Origin of the sequence: Mesorhizobium sp. M0152, from assembly GCF_040322415.1 — a bacterium.
Classification (GTDB): domain Bacteria; phylum Pseudomonadota; class Alphaproteobacteria; order Rhizobiales; family Rhizobiaceae; genus Mesorhizobium.
The window spans coordinates 33300-49712 of the sequence record NZ_JAMYTH010000034.1; the positions used below are offsets into that span (position 1 = coordinate 33300).

Annotated in this window: 16 protein-coding genes; 8 read left to right on the forward strand and 8 right to left on the reverse strand. The window is 63.3% G+C overall.

Going from position 1 to position 16413, the window contains the following annotated elements:
* Positions 1-23 precede the first annotated feature (23 nt).
* On the reverse strand, positions 24-962 hold the full coding sequence (locus NKJ26_RS26150) for a threonine/serine dehydratase (protein ID WP_352698134.1): 939 nt from the start codon (positions 960-962) through the stop codon (positions 24-26).
* Between the two features lie 50 nt (positions 963-1012).
* Between NKJ26_RS26150 and NKJ26_RS26155 the strand changes: the two genes are divergently transcribed.
* Positions 1013-1315 (forward strand): ArsR/SmtB family transcription factor, encoded by a 303-nt coding sequence (locus NKJ26_RS26155; RefSeq protein WP_352698136.1) that lies wholly within the window; start codon positions 1013-1015, stop codon positions 1313-1315.
* Between the two features lie 52 nt (positions 1316-1367).
* On the opposite strand, the gene NKJ26_RS33630 is transcribed toward NKJ26_RS26155, so the two are convergent.
* The 4 genes from NKJ26_RS33630 to argH all read right to left on the reverse strand — a co-directional run bounded on the left by NKJ26_RS33630 (position 1368) and on the right by argH (position 5287).
* Positions 1368-2027 carry a BrnA antitoxin family protein gene (locus NKJ26_RS33630; protein ID WP_502903200.1) on the reverse strand — a complete coding sequence of 220 codons (660 nt, stop codon included), beginning with the start codon at positions 2025-2027 and terminating at the stop codon, positions 1368-1370.
* Positions 2028-2263: 236 nt separating this feature from the next.
* The gene (gene lysA / locus NKJ26_RS26170) at positions 2264-3532 is read right to left on the reverse strand and encodes a diaminopimelate decarboxylase (protein WP_352698138.1); all 1269 of its coding nucleotides are present in this window, start codon (positions 3530-3532) and stop codon (positions 2264-2266) included.
* 54 nt (positions 3533-3586) lie between these two features.
* On the reverse strand, positions 3587-3793 hold the full coding sequence (locus NKJ26_RS26175) for a lipoprotein (RefSeq protein ID WP_352604722.1): 207 nt from the start codon (positions 3791-3793) through the stop codon (positions 3587-3589).
* Positions 3794-3886: 93 nt separating this feature from the next.
* Positions 3887-5287 (reverse strand): argininosuccinate lyase, encoded by a 1401-nt coding sequence (gene argH, locus NKJ26_RS26180; protein ID WP_352698140.1) that lies wholly within the window; start codon positions 5285-5287, stop codon positions 3887-3889.
* A gap of 35 nt (positions 5288-5322) precedes the next feature.
* Between argH and tlpA the strand changes: the two genes are divergently transcribed.
* From tlpA to NKJ26_RS26210, 6 genes are all read left to right on the forward strand, one after another.
* On the forward strand, positions 5323-6003 hold the full coding sequence (gene tlpA, locus NKJ26_RS26185) for a thiol:disulfide interchange protein TlpA (RefSeq protein ID WP_352698141.1): 681 nt from the start codon (positions 5323-5325) through the stop codon (positions 6001-6003).
* Between the two features lie 348 nt (positions 6004-6351).
* Entirely contained in the window at positions 6352-7704 is a 1353-nt protein-coding gene (locus NKJ26_RS26190) for an extracellular solute-binding protein (RefSeq protein WP_352698143.1), read from the forward strand.
* A 155-nt stretch (positions 7705-7859) separates the two neighbouring features.
* Complete coding sequence (locus NKJ26_RS26195; protein ID WP_352698145.1) at positions 7860-8744, forward strand: carbohydrate ABC transporter permease; 885 nt, start codon at positions 7860-7862, stop codon at positions 8742-8744.
* A 7-nt stretch (positions 8745-8751) separates the two neighbouring features.
* Positions 8752-9666 carry an ABC transporter permease subunit gene (locus NKJ26_RS26200; RefSeq protein WP_352698147.1) on the forward strand — a complete coding sequence of 305 codons (915 nt, stop codon included), beginning with the start codon at positions 8752-8754 and terminating at the stop codon, positions 9664-9666.
* Between the two features lie 17 nt (positions 9667-9683).
* Positions 9684-10784 (forward strand): sn-glycerol-3-phosphate import ATP-binding protein UgpC, encoded by a 1101-nt coding sequence (locus NKJ26_RS26205; protein ID WP_352698148.1) that lies wholly within the window; start codon positions 9684-9686, stop codon positions 10782-10784.
* 63 nt (positions 10785-10847) lie between these two features.
* On the forward strand, positions 10848-11678 hold the full coding sequence (locus NKJ26_RS26210) for a phosphodiesterase (protein WP_352698150.1): 831 nt from the start codon (positions 10848-10850) through the stop codon (positions 11676-11678).
* A gap of 52 nt (positions 11679-11730) precedes the next feature.
* Here NKJ26_RS26210 and NKJ26_RS26215 read toward each other — a convergent pair whose 3' ends face one another.
* The 3 genes from NKJ26_RS26215 to NKJ26_RS26225 all read right to left on the reverse strand — a co-directional run bounded on the left by NKJ26_RS26215 (position 11731) and on the right by NKJ26_RS26225 (position 15572).
* Positions 11731-12813 (reverse strand): ABC transporter ATP-binding protein, encoded by a 1083-nt coding sequence (locus NKJ26_RS26215; protein ID WP_352698152.1) that lies wholly within the window; start codon positions 12811-12813, stop codon positions 11731-11733.
* Entirely contained in the window at positions 12810-14390 is a 1581-nt protein-coding gene (locus NKJ26_RS26220; RefSeq protein WP_502903201.1) for an ABC transporter permease, read from the reverse strand. Before NKJ26_RS26220 ends, NKJ26_RS26215 begins: the two co-directional genes overlap by 4 nt.
* A 174-nt stretch (positions 14391-14564) precedes the next feature.
* On the reverse strand, positions 14565-15572 hold the full coding sequence (locus NKJ26_RS26225; RefSeq protein WP_352604740.1) for an iron ABC transporter substrate-binding protein: 1008 nt from the start codon (positions 15570-15572) through the stop codon (positions 14565-14567).
* A 304-nt stretch (positions 15573-15876) separates the two neighbouring features.
* Here NKJ26_RS26225 and NKJ26_RS26230 point away from each other — a divergent pair, with 304 nt between their 5' ends.
* Positions 15877-16413 (forward strand): sigma-70 family RNA polymerase sigma factor, encoded by a 537-nt coding sequence (locus tag NKJ26_RS26230; protein WP_352604742.1) that lies wholly within the window; start codon positions 15877-15879, stop codon positions 16411-16413.

Here is a 16413-nt window from a genome sequence, read left to right on the forward strand (position 1 = left end):
GAAGCCCGCGCGGATGGTTCCCGTCAGAAATTCGCGGGATTTGTGTTTGCTCCGCAGACCAGCACGGCGACGCGCTCACCAGGTGCCGGCGCGTAGCGCCCGGACAGCACCGCAGCGAATGCCGCGGCGCCACCCGGTTCGGAGATGATGCGCGTCCGGTTCCACAGCGCTTTCTGCGCGGCTATGATCTCGTCGTCGCTGACCAGGATGGAACGCTCGACGAAAGCCTCGGCGATCGGAAACATCATTTCGCCGACGCGTTTGGGCGCCAGCGAATCGGCGGCGATGCCTTCTGCCGGCGCGTCGACCGGGCGTCCGGCCTCGAAGGCGCGATGTAGCGTCGGCGCGCCCTCGGGCTCGACGGCAATGATGCGGATGCGGCCGGCAAACCAGGCGGCGATACCGCCGATCAAGCCGCCGCCGCCGACGGCGACCAGCAACGTGTCGACCCGAGGCAAATCGCTTTCGATCTCAAGCCCGAGCGTGCCTTGGCCGATCAGCGTTTCCTCCTGGTTGAAGGCATGGATCTGCAAGGCGCCGGTCTCCTCGGCGAAGCGTTCGCTGGCGGCCAGGGCCTCGGCATAGCGGGCGCCGCCGACGACCAGTTCGGCGCCATAGCCGCGAATGCGCTCCAGCTTGGCCGGCGGGCTCACTTCGGGAACGAAGATGGTCGCCTTGTGACCCAGCCGTTTGGCGGCGTAGGCGACGGCCGCGCCATGGTTGCCGCCCGAGGCGGCGACGACGCCGGCCTTGGGAACCGGCCGTTCGAGCAGGTTGGTGAAAGCGCCGCGCGCCTTGAACGAGCCGGAATGCTGCAGGCATTCGAGCTTCAGGTCGAGCGCCAGGGGCGGGCGGTCGAAGTCGGCCATGTCGACGCGCAGCACCGGCGTGTGGCGCACATAGGGGCGGATGCGCGGTTCCATCGCGGCAATGCATTCGCGTGTGACGGTGCCCTGCGACATGATCATCTCCCTGGGATTGACAGTAATTAGTAACTTGGCAAAATGGCTAAATGCAAGAGGTCGATGTCTTCAAGGCGATCGCCAACGAACGCAGGCTGCTGGTCCTCGACTGGCTGAAGGATCCGCGGGCGCATTTCCCGCGCCAAGCGGACGGCGATCTGGTCGAGGACGGTGTTTGCGCGCTGCTGATTGCCGAAAAGCTCGGCATCACCCAGGCGACGCTCAGCGAGCATATGCGCGTGCTCACCCAGGCTGGCCTGTTGCGCGCCAAGCGCATCAAGCAATGGACATTCTACCGCCGCGACGAGGACAGGATCGCCGACATCAGGGCGCTCATCCAGAACCGGTTGTAAGCGGTCAAGGATTGCGCCGATTTCGGAGTAGGTCGCTCACCCGCAATCCCTCCTAGTCGAGATTGGCTGCCTCGCGCAACGCAGCATTCATGCGTGTCTGCCAGCCAGAACCACTCTTCTTGAAGCTCTCAACAACATCAGGGTCCAGCCTCAGCAATATCGCGATCTTCGTGTGATCCGATCGAGGCCTTCCGCGCCTTGCAGCCAGGTTTGGCTGTGCGTCGGGATCTGTTCGAGCCGCAGCGGTAATGGCTGCGTCTTCCTCGATCGTCATTTCATCCAGAGCGGCCTTGGCCCGATTCAATAGACTTACTTTTGACGGCTCGCTTTTCCCGATCAACGCAGCCTTCCTGACCCTATCCATCTCAGACCCGCCTCCAGCGAACTTCATAGGAGAGGATGCCCGCTTAGCTCTGATGTTGGCGCCACTTTTAGTAGCCGGTTTCGAGGTATTCGACATAGCTCCTGATCTCCTCTTTGGTAGCGCGGCGGAGGGAAATGACTCGAATGTTTCCGCTACGCGGAGTGTAGACGATCTGATGGATCTTGTTGCCAATGAAGCCGATCCCAATGACCTCTCCTCGTCATAATCTTCGGTCGCATCTTCGAAGATCATGGCATTGTCGAAATCGAAAATTTCGGCGAGTTCGAACGACACCCCATGTTTGGCTTTGTTCCTCCTCGCCTTTTCGTCGTCCCACTCGAACTTCATCACTGTCAGCCCCGACAATTTCTGTATATACAGAAACGCGCCTATTTTCAAGCGTTTTTGTATATACAGAAACTTTTTTTCGAGCGAAGCACCACATGCCCGCTATTGGCACTCGGCGGCGTGTTTGACGCCGTCCTGTGGGTCGCACCCAGGCAGCTAAGAATTCTTCCTTCCGCGACCGGACCGCCGAGGAACCGCTTCTTTCCTTCGTCGGAAGCGATAAGGACGACCGGCTTCTATGCCAGCCAGTCCGGTACCGAATCCAGCCCGATCAGATCGTCATAGGTCGGGCGCGGACGCACGACGTGGAAGCGGTCGGTGTCCACCAGCACCTCGGGCACCAGCAGGCGAGTGTTGTAGGTGCCGGCCTGCACGGCGCCGTAGGCTCCGGCCGTGGAAACGGCAATCAGGTCGCCCGCCTTCAGCCTGGGCAAATCGCGGTCGAGGCCGAGATAATCGCCGGTCTCGCAGACCGGGCCGACCACATCGACCATTATGCGCGGCGCGTCGGCCGGCGGCAGAACGACCGGACGGATGTCGTGGAAGGCATCGTAGAGCGTCGGCCGGATCAGATCGTTCATGGCGGCGTCGACGACCAGGAAATTCTTGGCGGCGCCTTCCTTCACGAAGATCACTTCCGAGACGAGGATGCCGGCATTGCCTGATATCAGCCGGCCCGGCTCGAACATCACCTTCAGCCCGAGATTTGTGACATGCTTCCTGACGATCTGGGCATAGGCATCAGGCAGGGGCGGCGGGTTGTTGTCGACGCGGTAGGGAATGCCGAGGCCGCCGCCGAGATCGATGTGCTCGATGGCATGGCCGTCGGTGCGCAGCGCACCGACCAGATCGACAAGCAGGGCAAAGGCGTCGTCGAAAGGCTGCAGCTCGGTGATCTGGCTGCCGATATGGGTATCGATGCCGGTGACCTTGATGCCCGGAAGCTGCGCCGCGCGGGCATAGACCTGCCGCGCCCTCTGCCACGGAATGCCGAACTTGTTCTCGGCCTTGCCGGTTGAGATCTTCTTGTGGGTCCTGGCGTCGACGTCGGGATTGATGCGCAGCGAGATCGATGCCACCTTGCCAAGGGCTACGGCGCGGGCCGACAGCAACTCCAGTTCAGGCTCGGACTCGACGTTGAAGCAGAGGATGCCGGCGTTGAGCGCGAAGTCCATTTCGCGCTTGGTCTTGCCGACGCCCGAGAACAGTATCTTGCTTGCTGGGATGCCGGCCGCAAGCGCCCGGCGCAATTCGCCTTCCGACACCACATCGGCCCCGGCGCCGAGCTTTGCCAGCGTCCGCAGCACCGCCTGGTTGGAATTGGCCTTCATGGCGTAGCAGACCAGCGCGTCGAGGCCGGAGAAGGCTTGGGCAAACACCCGGTAGTGCCTGACCAATGTGGCCGTCGAATAGCAGTAGAACGGTGTGCCGATTTGCGCGGCGATATCGGGGATCGCCACGTCCTCGGCATGCAGCACGCCGTCGCGGTAGTCGAAATGGTTCACGAGACTGGTTCCGGAAAGTTGGAGTGCGATGAGACCAGACGGTCTCATCGCACTCTAGATCAGCGGGTCGAGGATGAACTTCTTGTCCTCGACCGGTTTTTCCGGCTCCGGCGGCACAGGCTGGTGGGCTTTTGAAGCATCCTTGCGCGCTTGGACCGCTGCCTCATAGGGCGTGTCGAGACCGCCCCTCCGGCCGCAGGCCGTAACGGCCGCCATCGCCGCCAGCAGCGACAGCGTCAACAAAATCCTGCTTACCGTCATCGATCCATCCGTCCGAAGCTTTTGCCAGCCGCCGCTTTTAGCCGAGTTCGCGGGGTATTGCACCCCGGATATTGCTGGCCGCAATATCCGACATCACGCTTTCGACAATCGCTTTTTCCAGCTGCGGATCTGCTTCCTCACTTCCGATGGCGCGGTGCCGCCGAAACTGGTGCGGCTCTTGACCGAATTCTGCACCGCCAGCACCGAGAATATATCCGACGTGATGCCGGGGTCGATCGATTGCAGATCCTCCAGAGAGAGCTTCTCCAGCCCCACTTTCTTCTCTTCCGCCAGCGCCACCGCGCGGCCGGTAACGTGATGTGCCTCGCGGAACGGCAGGCCGAGCGTTCGCACCAGCCAGTCCGCCAAATCGGTCGCGGTCGCGTGGCCGGAACCGGCCGCCTTCTTCATGGCAGCGGCGTTGACAGTCATGTCCGAGACCATGCCGGTCATTGCCGCCAGCATCAGGTCGAGCGTTTCGGCGGCGTCGAACACCGATTCCTTGTCCTCCTGCATGTCCTTGCCGTAAGTCAGCGGCATGCCCTTCATCACCGTCAGCAGGCCGACCAGATGGCCGGTGACGCGGCCGGTCTTGCCGCGCACCAGTTCGGCCGCGTCCGGGTTCTTCTTCTGCGGCATGATCGAGGAACCGGTGGAGAACGAGTCCGACAACCTGACGAAGCCGAACTGCGGCGTCGACCAGATGATGATTTCTTCCGCCAGCCGCGACAGATGCGTGGCGCAGATCGCGGCCATGCCGAGGAATTCCAGTGCGAAATCGCGATCCGAAACGCTGTCCAGCGAATTGCGCATCGGCTCACGGAAGCCGAGTGCCTTGGCGGTCTTGTGGCGGTCGATCGGGAAGCTGGTGCCGGCAAGTGCTGCGGCACCGAGCGGGCTTTCGTCCATCCGTTCAATCGCGTCGCGGACCCGCGACAGGTCGCGCGAAAACATCTCGACATAGGCCATGCAGTGATGCCCGAAGGTCACCGGCTGCGCTGCCTGCATGTGGGTGAAGCCCGGCATAACCGTCGCCGCATGTTCCTCGGCCCGTGCCAGCAGCGCCTCGATCAGCCCTTTCAACGCCTCGGCGACGCGAAAGCATTCGTCCTTGACCCACAGCCTCAAATCGACCGCCACCTGGTCGTTGCGCGAGCGGGCGGTGTGCAGCCGTCCGGCCGCCGGACCAATCAGGTCGGCGAGGCGGGCCTCGATATTCATGTGGATGTCTTCCAGCCTGGTCGAGAACTCGAACGTGCCGGCCTCGATCTCTTTCAGGATCGTGTTCAGGCCGTGCGCGATTTTTTCTTGATCGGCCGCCGAAATAATGCCCGTTTGCGCCAGCATGTCGCTGTGGGCGATCGAGCCTCTTATGTCCTGCGCATAGAGTTTGCGATCGAACGAGATCGACGCGTTGATCGCTTCCATGATCGCGGCGGGACCCGAGGCAAAACGTCCGCCCCACATCTGGTTGCTGGTCTTCGTGTCGCTCATCGCTATAACCCGTGCTTCGGAGCAGTTTTGAGAAAATGGCAGACGGTAGTAGATTTTTCCCGGCCCCGCGCCTGATCCTCGCCGCCCTGGTGGCGGGAGCGCTGGCCGGTGCGGTCGCGGTATATGTCAGCGAGAGCCGGTCTGGCAACAATGCCGCGCAGCAGGCAGCGGTCGGCGACAGCAAGGACGATGTTGCCTGCGCCGCCAAGAGCGAGCGCGCCAAGAAGGTCGCGGCCGCGGCCACGGGTGAGGTTGCAGCCCTTTTGCCTGCCGATCCGCCGCAATCGATGAAGGCTCTCGCCTTCAATGGTCCGGACGGCAAGCCGATGACGATCGCCGACCAGGCGGGGAAAACGGTGCTGCTCAATCTGTGGGCCACATGGTGCGCGCCATGCCGCGCGGAAATGCCGGCCCTGGATGCGCTGCAGAGGGAGAAGGGCAGCGACGTGTTTCAGGTGGTCGCCGTCAATGTCGATGCCGGCGACGATGTGAAGCCGAAGAAGTTCCTGAAGGACACTGGCGTCGCGACGCTCGGTTACTACCGGGATTCCACCATGGCGCTGTTCAACGATCTCAAGACACGCGGCCTCGCACTCGGCCTTCCCGTCACCATGCTCATCGACGGCGAAGGCTGCCTGATCGCCCATATGAACGGCCCGGCGGAATGGTCGGGACCGGACGCCAAACGGTTGGTTGAGGCGGCACTCGGATCGTAACAACCAGGCCGAGCTATTCCACGCGAACGGTCGCCGCCTGAGCTTGATGATCGGAGGCCGGGCTGCCATCCGGCGCAGCGACGAGAACGGCAGGCGCGGTTGCAACGGGTCAGCCGCACGAACATTTTTAGCCGGATAATCATGATGGTCTTTACCCCATCGGCAACCGCCCTAGTTGCATAAGGCGCCGGCATGACATCTTCAGGCCGGGGCAACCGCCGAGGGGGAGGAAAGACGGGCTGTCCACAGGCCTGAGGGGCCACAACAGAACTGTCACATACCTTCTCTAAGAGAGCGGGCAAGGACTTGCGCAAGACCCTTGTCAACAGCCATCAAGAGGGAAGAAACATGACCATCATCAAGCGGGGCCTCGCTGCCCTTGCCGCAGGCGCGCTCAGCACGGTGCTTGCGGTTCCTGCCTTTGCGGAGCCGGTAAAGTTCGATTTCTGGTTCGGCCTGTCGGGCGATCTCGCCCGCGTCGTCGACACACTGTGCAAGAACTTCAATGCTTCGCAGTCCGATTATGAAGTCGTCTGCACCAGCCAGGGCAATTACGACGCCACGCTGCAGAATACGATCGCCGCCTTCCGCGCCGGCAAGCAGCCCGCCGTGGTTCAGGTCTACGACGTCGGCACCGCCACCATGATGCTGTCGGGGGCCTACAAGCCCGCCGACAAGCTGATGGAAGAGAACGGCTACAAGATCGACTACGCCGACTATTTCCCCGGCATCGCGCGCTACTACGCGACCTCGAAGGGCGAGATGCTGTCCTTTCCGTTCAATTCGTCGACCCCTTTGATGTACTGGAACAAGGACGCCTTCGCCAAGATCGGCAAGACCGAAGCGCCGAAGACCTGGGAAGATGTCGGCGCCGACCTCAAGGCGTTGAAGGACGCCGGCTATGATTGCCCGATGGCGATCAACATCTCGGCCAACGAAAGCTGGCAGCTGATGGAGCAGTTCTCGGCTCTCCATAACCAGCCGATCGCCACCAAGAACAATGGCTATGACGGCCTCGACGCGCGTCTCGAAGTCAACAAGACCAAGTTCGTCCAGTACGTCACCGATCTCAAGAAGTGGTATGATGCCGGCCTGATCAAGATCAAGTCCAAGGACCTCGGCCAGGACATGGTACAGGCCTTCGCCTCCGGCTCCTGCCAGGTAATCCTGACCTCGGTCGGCGACCATGGCACGGTCGGCAGGACGCAGAAGGAAGGCATGAACTGGGATGTCGCCGAACTGCCGGTCTATGCCGGCACGGAGCGCAAGAATTCGCTCGTCGGCGGCGCTTCGCTGTGGGTGCTTTCCGGCAAGTCGGATGCCGAATACAAGGGCGCTGCCGCCTTCCTCAACTTCATCCACGATCCCAAGACCGCTTTGTTCTGGTCGACCAACACCGGCTACATTCCGGTGACGAAGTCGGGCTTCGACTACATGAAAGGCCAAGGCTTCTACGACAAGGCGCCTTACAAGGGCCGTGAGGTCGCAATCGCCAGCCTGACCGCGTCCGAGCCGACGGAAATCACCCGCGGCATCCGTCTGGGCAACTTCACCCAGATCCGCGCCGAGTTCGGCACGCAGATGCAGGCGATCTTCGCCAACAAGCTCACCGTCCAGCAAGGCCTCGACACGCTGGTCAAGAATGGCGACGCCATCCTCGACCGCTTCCAGCAGACCTATCCGGGCAAGACGCTGCCCTGAGCCCTGGAATGCCAGGCTGCCCGTCGAAAACCTAGGCGTGATTTTTCGAAAACCAGTTTCCACTTTTCGGGATCATGCTCGGGTCGACGGGCGGCCGTTTCGTTATTAATCTCACTTTGCTCCAAGCTAGCTGTCAAAGCGGCGCCGGCGGACCGATGGAAAAACGCGTTACTTTCAGCAGGTGGACTATCGGCATCCTTTTCGCGGTGCCGCAGCTTCTCCTGATCTTCACCTTCTTCTACTGGCCGGCAGGCCAGGCCGTGTATTGGTCGCTGACGCTGCAACAGCCTTGGGGCGGCGGCAACATCTGGGTCGGGCTCGACAATTTTCGCTCGATCCTGTCCAACGCCGACTACTGGAATTCGATCAGCGCCAGCCTTGTCTTTGCCGCTACCAGCACCGGCCTGGCGATGCTCATCGCGCTCGTGCTCGCGGCCTTGACGGACCGGCAACTTGCCGGCTCCCGTTTCTATCGAGTGGTGCTGATCTGGCCTTATGGCATAGCAGCGCCGGCGTTGGCGCTGGCGTTCCGCTTCATCCTGGCACCGGAAGCCGGCTTCATGGCCGTCGTCAACCGGGTCTGGCCCGGCTTCTGGGATCCTGGCCTCGATGGCACGGACGCCATGGCCTCGATCATCGCGGCCTTTTCCTGGAAATATGTCGGCTATAACTTCATCTTCTTCCTTGCCGCGCTGCAGGCAATCCCGCGCTCGCTGATCGAGGCGGCGGCGATGGATGGGTCAGGCGTTCTCAGGCGCTTCTGGGATATCCAGTTCCCGCTGATCACGCCGACGATCTTCTTCCTGCTGGTCATCAACATCACCGAGAGCTTTCAGGATTCCTTTGGCATCGTCGATATCATGACTGCCGGCGGCCCGGCCAACGCGACCAATCTGATGGTCTACAAGATCTATTCCGACGGTTTCAAAGGCTTGGACTATTCGGGCGCCGCCGCGCAGAGCATCATCCTGATGCTGCTCATCATCGTGCTCACCATCTTCCAGTTCCGCTTCATCGAGCGGCGCGTGCACTACAGGTGAGGCGGACATGGTAGAGCGCACACCGTTCCTCAATTTTTTCACCCATCTGATCCTGTTCGTCGGCTTCCTCTTTTGCGTCGCGCCGTTCGTGATCGTGGCGATTGCAGCGTCGCACAATCTCAGGGATGTCAATGACGTGCCGATGTCGCTGCTGCCGGGCAGCGATTTCTGGCTAAACATCAAAACGGCATGGACGACAGCCGACCTCGGCCCCAAGCTGCTGAACAGTTTCATCATGGCTGCCGGCGTCGCGGCAGGCAAAGTGATCGTCTCGGCGCTCACCGCCTTTTCGATCGTCTATTTCCGCTACCCCGGGCGCAGCTTCATCTTCTGGCTGATCTTCGTCACCCTGATGCTGCCGCTGGAAGTGCGCATCGTGCCGACCTACGCGGTCGTCGCCGATGTGCTGTCGCCCTATCAGGCCATCCTTGATGTTACGGGCTTGAGCTGGTTGATCGAAAAGGTGTCGGGCGTGCAGGTCTCGCTCAGCCTCGGGCTGCTCAATTCCTATACCGGCCTGATTATGCCGCTGATCGCAACGGCCACCGGCACGTTTCTCTACCGGCAGTTCTTCCTGACGGTGCCGGATGAACTGACGGAGGCGGCACGCATGGATGGCGCCGGCGCGCTGCGCTTCTTCATCGATATCCTGCTGCCGCTGTCGCGCAACAATATGGCGGCGCTAGGAACCATCATGTTCCTGTGGGCGTGGAACCAATATCTGTGGCCGCTGCTCATCACCACCGATCAGTCGCATGCGACAGCCGTCACCGAACTCAAGCAGCTTATCCCCAATGTCGGCGGCGCTCCGGAATGGCATATCGCCATGGCCGGCACGCTGATCGTCATGCTGCCGCCGCTGATCGTCGTGGTCGCCATGCAGCGCTGGTTCGTGCGCGGCCTGATCGCCACCGAAAAGTGACCTGGAAAGGACAGCCCATGGCCTCCATCACCATTCGCGGCGTCAGGAAGAACTACGCCAAGACCCAGGTCGTGCACGGCGTCGACCTCGACTTCGCGTCAGGCGAATTCGTCGTCATCCTGGGACCGTCCGGCTGCGGCAAGTCCACGCTGCTGCGCATGATCGCCGGGCTGGAAGATATTTCCGAGGGCACGATCGCGATCGACGGCACCGTCGTCAACAAGCTCGAGCCGCGCGAGCGCGGCTGCGCCATGGTGTTCCAGAACTACGCGCTCTATCCGCATATGAGTGTTTCGCAGAACATCGGCTATTCGCTCAAGGTCGCCGGCGTTCCCTCTGCTGAACGCACACAGCGCATCCAGGCGGTCGCCCGCACGCTGGAGCTCGAACATCTGCTCGACCGCAAGCCGATGGCGCTTTCGGGAGGCCAGAGACAGCGCGTCGCCATGGGCCGCGCGATGATCCGCGAGCCCAAGGTGTTCCTGTTCGACGAGCCGCTTTCCAATCTCGACGCCAAGCTGCGCGTGCAGATGCGCTCGGAAATCCGCAAGCTGCATCGGCGGCTGAACGCCACATCGGTCTTCGTCACCCACGACCAGGTCGAGGCAATGACGCTCGCCGACAAGCTGGTGGTGATGAATGGCGGACGGGTCGAGCAGGTCGGCACGCCAGCCGAAGTCTACAGCCGGCCGGCCAGCCGTTTCGTCGCCACCTTCGTCGGCGCGCCGGCCATGAACATACTGGAAGGCACGGTCGAGCTCGATGGGCTTTCGCTGCTCGGCGGCAGCCGACGCCTGGCTGTTGCTCGGGCCGGCCTGCCGGTCGGCACGCGGGTCGCGATGGGCATCCGGCCGGAAGCCGTCCGGCTGGTGGCGCCCGGCACGGCGGGCGCGCTCAAGGCCACTGTGGACCTTGTCGAGGAGCTTGGCGCCGGGCGGGTCATCTATGTCGATCTCGACGGCGTGCCGTTCTCGGTGATGACGTCGGAGGCAGTCCACCCCGAGCCCGGCAGTGCGGTCGGCCTGAAGCTTTCGCCTGACGACATGCATTTCTTCTCGTTGGAAACGGGAAGCCGCCTCGATGTCTTCAAGGCTTCCGTTCGCGAACCGGCACTCTGATTCCCGAGCCCTGTTATCGGCGTGCGGCCCGGCTGCGGCTGGCCAATGTCCAGGAAATGCGCCATGAAAATCATTCAGGTCACGGATGTCCATCTCGGCCGGCAAGGCGAGCGCCATTATGGTGCCGACCTGCATCAGCGGTTGGCCTCATGCATCGCGCACGTCAATGCGCACCATGCCGACGCAGCACTTTGCGTCTTCACCGGCGACCTGACGGAAACCGGCGCGCCGGAGAGCTATGCCGATCTCAAAGCAGCTTTGAGCGGGTTGTCGGTGCCGTGGCGGCTGCTGCCGGGGAATCATGACCGACGGGCCCCTCTTGTGGCGGCGTTTCCCGAAATTGCCGTCGACGAGAACGGCTTCGTGCAGTCGGCTCACGAAACGGCCGACGAGGTGTTGTTGTTCCTCGACGGCTTGGCGGAAGGACGCATCGAGGGCGAGTTGTGCGACAGGCGGCTTGCCTGGCTCGAAGCCCGGCTCGCAGAGGCGGCCGGCAAGCCGGTCTACGTCTTCATGCACCATCCGCCGGTCCAACTCGGCCTGCCGCAGCTCGATCGGCTCGGCTTGGAGAATCCCGGGCGGTTCCTGGACCTGCTGCGGCAGCATGGCAACGTCCGCCACATCTTCTTCGGCCATGTCCATCGCGACATATCCGGCACCGTCGCCGGCATCCCGTTCTCGGCGCAGCGCGGCCTGCACGCCCGGTTCGAACTTGCGCTCGACAGATCGAGCGAGATCGTCGAGCAGGCGCCGCCCTCCTACGCCGTCATCCTCGTCGACAGCGCCAACGAGCGGCTGATTGTGCATGGCTGCGATTTTCTCGAGCGGTGGCCCGTTTATTCAGCGGAAAGCGGCACGCTCGTGACAGTGGTCGCCGGGTCGCAAACGGCCTGAAGCAAATCAACGGCGCGGCATTGGCTGAAACCAAGGGAAGCCTGTCGAACGCTCAGGCGAATACATGCGCCTTTCCCGATACGATGAGCCGCACGATCTCGCCGATCGCCGGCGCGTCCATGCCGGATTTGCGCAGGATCAGCGGCGTGTTGCCGATCGCGGCGGCGTCGGGCGGATCGGCATTGTTCAAGAGCCGCACCGCGATCGTGCACATCGAGCCGGCGAATTCCGATTCCGTGACCTCGCCGAACAGCATGTCGGGAGTGCCCGACATGCCCTCGCGCGACGTGCGTTTCAGCGCGATCTGCTCGGGCCGCAGCATGATGCGGGCGACATCGCGGCTGTCCGACGTGTCGACGGCGATGCGACCGAGCGGCGAGGTGGCGAAGCCCCCCGAGACCCTTGCCGGCAGGATGATGGCGTCGCCGAGGAACTCCGCGATCATCCTGTCCTTGGGCCTGAGATAGAGTTCGCGCGGCGTGCCGACCTGCGAGAACTTGCCATCGCGCATCACCGCCACCTGGCTGGCGAAGGACAGCGCCTCGGCCTGGTCGTGCGTCACCAGGATGGTGGTGATGCCGGCTGCCTCCAGAAGCTCGGCCACCGCCTTGCGCATCGAAGCGCGCAGGCCGGTGTCGAGCGCCGAGAACGGCTCGTCGAGGAGCATCAGCCGCGGCTTCATCGCCATGGCGCGGGCGAGCGCCACACGCTGCTGCTGGCCGCCGGAGAGTTCGTGCGGGCGGCGCTTGAGGATCGCCTTGTCGAGCCCGACGATGTAGGCGAGCTCGGTGATGCGCTCGGTGCGCTTGTCCTCGCCGCGGCGCATGCCGAAGCCGATATTGTCCGATATGGTCAGATGCGGGAACAGGGCGCCGTCCTGCGCCACCAGGCCGATGCCGCGCCGGTGCGCCGGCACGGCGGCACCGCCATTGGCCAGCACCTCGCCGTCGAGCACGATGCGGCCCTGGTCAGGCGCCTCGAAGCCGGCGATCAGCCGCAGCAAGGTCGTCTTGCCGCAACCGGACGGGCCGACGATCGCCGTGCGGCTGCCGCTGGCGACGCTCAGATCGACGCCGGCAAGGGCTGCGACCGGGCCATAATGCTTATGCAGGTCCTTGAGTTCGAGAAAGCTCATCGTCCAGCCATCCGTTTCGACTGGACATAGAGCAGCCAGGTCAGCGGCAGCGACATCGCCACCATGATGAAAGCGTAAGGCGCCGCAGAGGCGTAATCGATCTCGCCGCTATAGGACCAGAACGCCATCGCCAGCGTGCGGGTGCCGTTCGGCGCCAGCATCTGGGTCGCGGTCAGTTCGTTCATGATGCCGAGCGCCACCAGCGCCATGCCGGCAGCCGCGCCCGGCGCCGACAGGCGGATCGTTGTCGACCACAGCGCGTTGAGCGGCGGACGGCCGAGGCTGGACGCGGCGCGTTCGAGTTCGACCGGCGCCTGCGCGATCGACGCCCGCAGGCTGACCAAAGCGCGCGGCAGGAACATCAGCGCATAGGCGACGAGGATCGTGAACAAGGTCTGATAGAGCGGCAGGGCGATGCGCACCGTGATTGTGACCAGGGCCAGCGCGATCACCACCCCGGGCAGCGATCCGACGATGTAGTTGCAGCCCTCCAGCAGGCGCTGCAGCGGACCCGGCGCACGGATCGAGATCCAGGCCATCGGCATGGCGGCAAGGGTGGCGAGCAGCGCGCCGGCGAGCGCCAGGAACAGCGTCTGGCCGAGCGCCAGGCCGATCTCGTCGAAGCGCCAGACATCGGCGCCGCCGGCGACGAGCCAACGGCCGATGGTGACGAACGGTACGCCAAGCGCCAGCAGCGTGGTGACGACAAGCAAGACCAGACTTGGGACCGTGGCGCGTCCGAGGCGCGTACGTTGCTGATATCGCGCCGCGCCGGAGCCGACGCGGGCATAACGCTCCTCGCCGCGCACCAGCACTTCGAGGCCGAGCAGCACGAAGCAGCAGCTCACCAGCACGCCGGCCAGCATGTTGGCGGCCGGCCCGTTGAAAGTCGACTGGAACTGGTCGACGATCGCGGTGGTGAAGGTGTCGAAGCGGATGAAGACATAGAGGCCGTATTCGGCCAGCAGGTGCAGCCCGACCAGCAGCGAGCCGCCGCAGATGGCGAGCCGCAATTGCGGCAGCACGACGCGCCGAAACACACGCCAGGGCCCAAGGCCGAGTGCCGCCGCAGCGTCCTCCAGCGCGGGATCGAGGCGGCGCAGCGCTGCCGACACCGGCAGATAGAGAAACGGGAAATAGGCGATTACGGAGACCAGCACGCCGGCCCACAGGCCGTGCAGCCTGGGCACCATGGTGATCCAGGCGTAGCTGTGCACGAAAGCCGGAATGGCGAGCGGCGCCACGCACAGCCATGCCCAGAGCCTCGCGCCGGGCAAGTCGCTGCGTTCGGTCAGCCAAGCCAGCGCGACCGACAGCACGATAGCGATCGGCACGGTCAGCAGGACCAGCAGGCCGGTGTTGACCAGAAGTTCGCCGACACGCGCCCGGAAGACCAGCGCCGCGACCGTTTCCCAGCCGGTCTGGACCGCGATCAAGATGATGAAGGCAGGCGGCAGCAACGCCAGCAGCGACACCAGCATGGCGGCGGCGACCAACCACGGTGCCGCACGCCGCTGTGCCCTTCGACGCATCTTGGGCGGCAGGCCAGAGCGCGCCAGATCGACCGCGGGCTGCATCAGTTCAGACGCCATGCCGCTGCCGCCCGGCGGCAGCAATTGAAGGACCGCAAATCACGGCCGGGAACACAGCGTGTCGTCATCGACGAATGCCATCTCGAAAAACAAAATCACTCCCGCGGAACATCAATCCCGCGGGAGCGTGGTCGTTGTCCTTATTAGGACGAACGACGGCTAAAGCAAGCCGGCTGCCGTCATCAGGTCGGTGACCTTCTTGGAGTTCAGCGTCGCTGCGTCGATCTTCGGCGCTTGCAGATCGGCCAGCGGCACCAGCTTCGGATTGGACTCCGCACCCTTGCCGACCGCGTATTCGAAGGATGTTCCGTTCTTCAGCACGTCCTGGCCGCCTTTGGCGGTCACCCACTTCAGGAAGGCCTGAGCTTCCTTGGGATGCTTGCTGGAGGCAAGCACGCCGCCGCCTGAGATCGAGACGAAAGCGCCCGGATCCTGGTTCTTGAAATAGTGCAGCGCGACGTTCTTGCTGTTCTCGCCGGTCTTGGCCTGGTCGCCGAAATAGTAATAGTGGTAGATCACGCCGCCTTCGATCTCGCCGGCGTTGACCGCCTTCATCACTGTGCTGTTGCCCTTGTAGGCGGTGAAGTTCTCCTTCATCGCCTTCAGCCAGTCGGCCGTCGCGGGTTCACCCTTGAGCTGCAGCAGCGCGCTGACGATGGCCTGGAAATCGGCGCCCGAGGGCGAGGCGGCCCAGCGGCCTTTCCAGCTCGGATCGGCAAGGTCGAGCAGTGACTTGGGCAGTTGATCCGCCTTGAGCTTGGTCGTGTTATAGGCAAAAACGGTGCTCCGCGCGGCCACGCCGACCCATTTGCCGCTGGACGCCTGGTAGTCCTGGGGGACCTGCGCCAGAGTGTCGGCGTCAACCGGTGCGAACAGGCCGGCGCTCTCGACCAGCGCCATGGCCGGCGAATTCTCGGTCAGGAACACGTCGGCGGGCGAGGCGGCGCCCTCGGCGACGATCTGGTTGGAGAAGTCGCTGTCGCCGCCATTGCGCAAGGTGACCTTGATGCCGGTTTCCTTGGTGAACCCTTCGGCCCATTCCTTGGCCAGGCTCTCGTGCTGGGCGTTGTAGACGATGATGCCGGCATCTTCGGCCGTCGCCGGACCGGCGATCAGGCTGATTGCAAGTGCCGCGGCACCGGCAAGGGCGGAAAATGTGTATGTCATGGCATCATCCTCGGTCTCGTTGGTCGTAGCAGGCTGCACCTACCGATACCTGACACCGATAGTCAACATTGATCGCCTGCTTCAATCAGCCGCTGGTGGGTGACGGCCGCCTCCAGGAGGACAATTCCGCGTGATGGGCATGCCCGGATCGATGGCACCCGCCAGGGAGTTCCGGCAAGGCTGTCGCCCAAGCAGCGCCGCCGCCCGCGAACTTTCGTCATCTTCCGGTACTTTGGCTTGGACATTATTTCGCCAGCCACGTAACAAATCAGTGCCGAGGCGCGAAAATTGGGGGAGTACTCTTGTGACCGGCAAGGATGAGGCCGAGCTTTCCCGGCTGATACGAGCCGCGATCGCGGGAGATGAAAGGGCCTACGCCGACTTTCTCCACCGGATTGCCGCGCTGGTTCGCGGGTTTGTCAGGCGCAAGATCGTGCAGGGCGGGGTCGATCCCGAGGATGTCGTGCAGGAAACCTTGCTGGCCATTCACGTGAAAAGGCATACCTGGCGCCAGGACGCGCCGGTGTTGCCTTGGGTCTATGCGATCGCCCGCTTCAAGTTGATCGATGCGTTCCGGCGGCGCGGACGGCGCATCGAAATCGATGTCGACGATATCGCCGAGACGTTCGCCGAACCGGAAACGGAGACGGTCAGCGAGCGCGACATCAACCGGGCTCTGGACGGTCTGCCGCCGGCGCAGCGTTCCGTGGTCTCGGCCGTGTCGGTGGAAGGCCGCTCGATCGGCGAGACGGCGACAAAATTCGGCATCAGCGAGACGGCCGTGCGTGTATCGCTGCATCGGGGGCTTGCCGCCATAGCCAGGCGGTTCGGGCGGGAATGA

Excerpts from the sequence above, each read along its gene's own strand:
- NKJ26_RS26155 (WP_352698136.1), top strand. The coding sequence starts at position 1,013 with ATGCAAGAGGTCGATGTCTTCAAGGCGATCGCCAACGAACGCAGGCTG.
- tlpA (WP_352698141.1), top strand. The coding sequence starts at position 5,323 with ATGGCAGACGGTAGTAGATTTTTCCCGGCCCCGCGCCTGATCCTCGCC.
- NKJ26_RS26205 (WP_352698148.1), top strand. The coding sequence starts at position 9,684 with ATGGCCTCCATCACCATTCGCGGCGTCAGGAAGAACTACGCCAAGACC.
- NKJ26_RS26215 (WP_352698152.1), bottom strand. The coding sequence starts at position 12,813 with ATGAGCTTTCTCGAACTCAAGGACCTGCATAAGCATTATGGCCCGGTC.
- NKJ26_RS26200 (WP_352698147.1), top strand. The coding sequence starts at position 8,752 with ATGGTAGAGCGCACACCGTTCCTCAATTTTTTCACCCATCTGATCCTG.
- NKJ26_RS26220 (WP_502903201.1), bottom strand. The coding sequence starts at position 14,390 with ATGCAGCCCGCGGTCGATCTGGCGCGCTCTGGCCTGCCGCCCAAGATG.
- NKJ26_RS26195 (WP_352698145.1), top strand. The coding sequence starts at position 7,860 with ATGGAAAAACGCGTTACTTTCAGCAGGTGGACTATCGGCATCCTTTTC.
- NKJ26_RS26175 (WP_352604722.1), bottom strand. The coding sequence starts at position 3,793 with ATGACGGTAAGCAGGATTTTGTTGACGCTGTCGCTGCTGGCGGCGATG.
- NKJ26_RS26150 (WP_352698134.1), bottom strand. The coding sequence starts at position 962 with ATGTCGCAGGGCACCGTCACACGCGAATGCATTGCCGCGATGGAACCG.
- argH (WP_352698140.1), bottom strand. The coding sequence starts at position 5,287 with ATGAGCGACACGAAGACCAGCAACCAGATGTGGGGCGGACGTTTTGCC.
- NKJ26_RS26210 (WP_352698150.1), top strand. The coding sequence starts at position 10,848 with ATGAAAATCATTCAGGTCACGGATGTCCATCTCGGCCGGCAAGGCGAG.
- NKJ26_RS26190 (WP_352698143.1), top strand. The coding sequence starts at position 6,352 with ATGACCATCATCAAGCGGGGCCTCGCTGCCCTTGCCGCAGGCGCGCTC.
- NKJ26_RS33630 (WP_502903200.1), bottom strand. The coding sequence starts at position 2,027 with ATGAAGTTCGAGTGGGACGACGAAAAGGCGAGGAGGAACAAAGCCAAA.
- NKJ26_RS26225 (WP_352604740.1), bottom strand. The coding sequence starts at position 15,572 with ATGACATACACATTTTCCGCCCTTGCCGGTGCCGCGGCACTTGCAATC.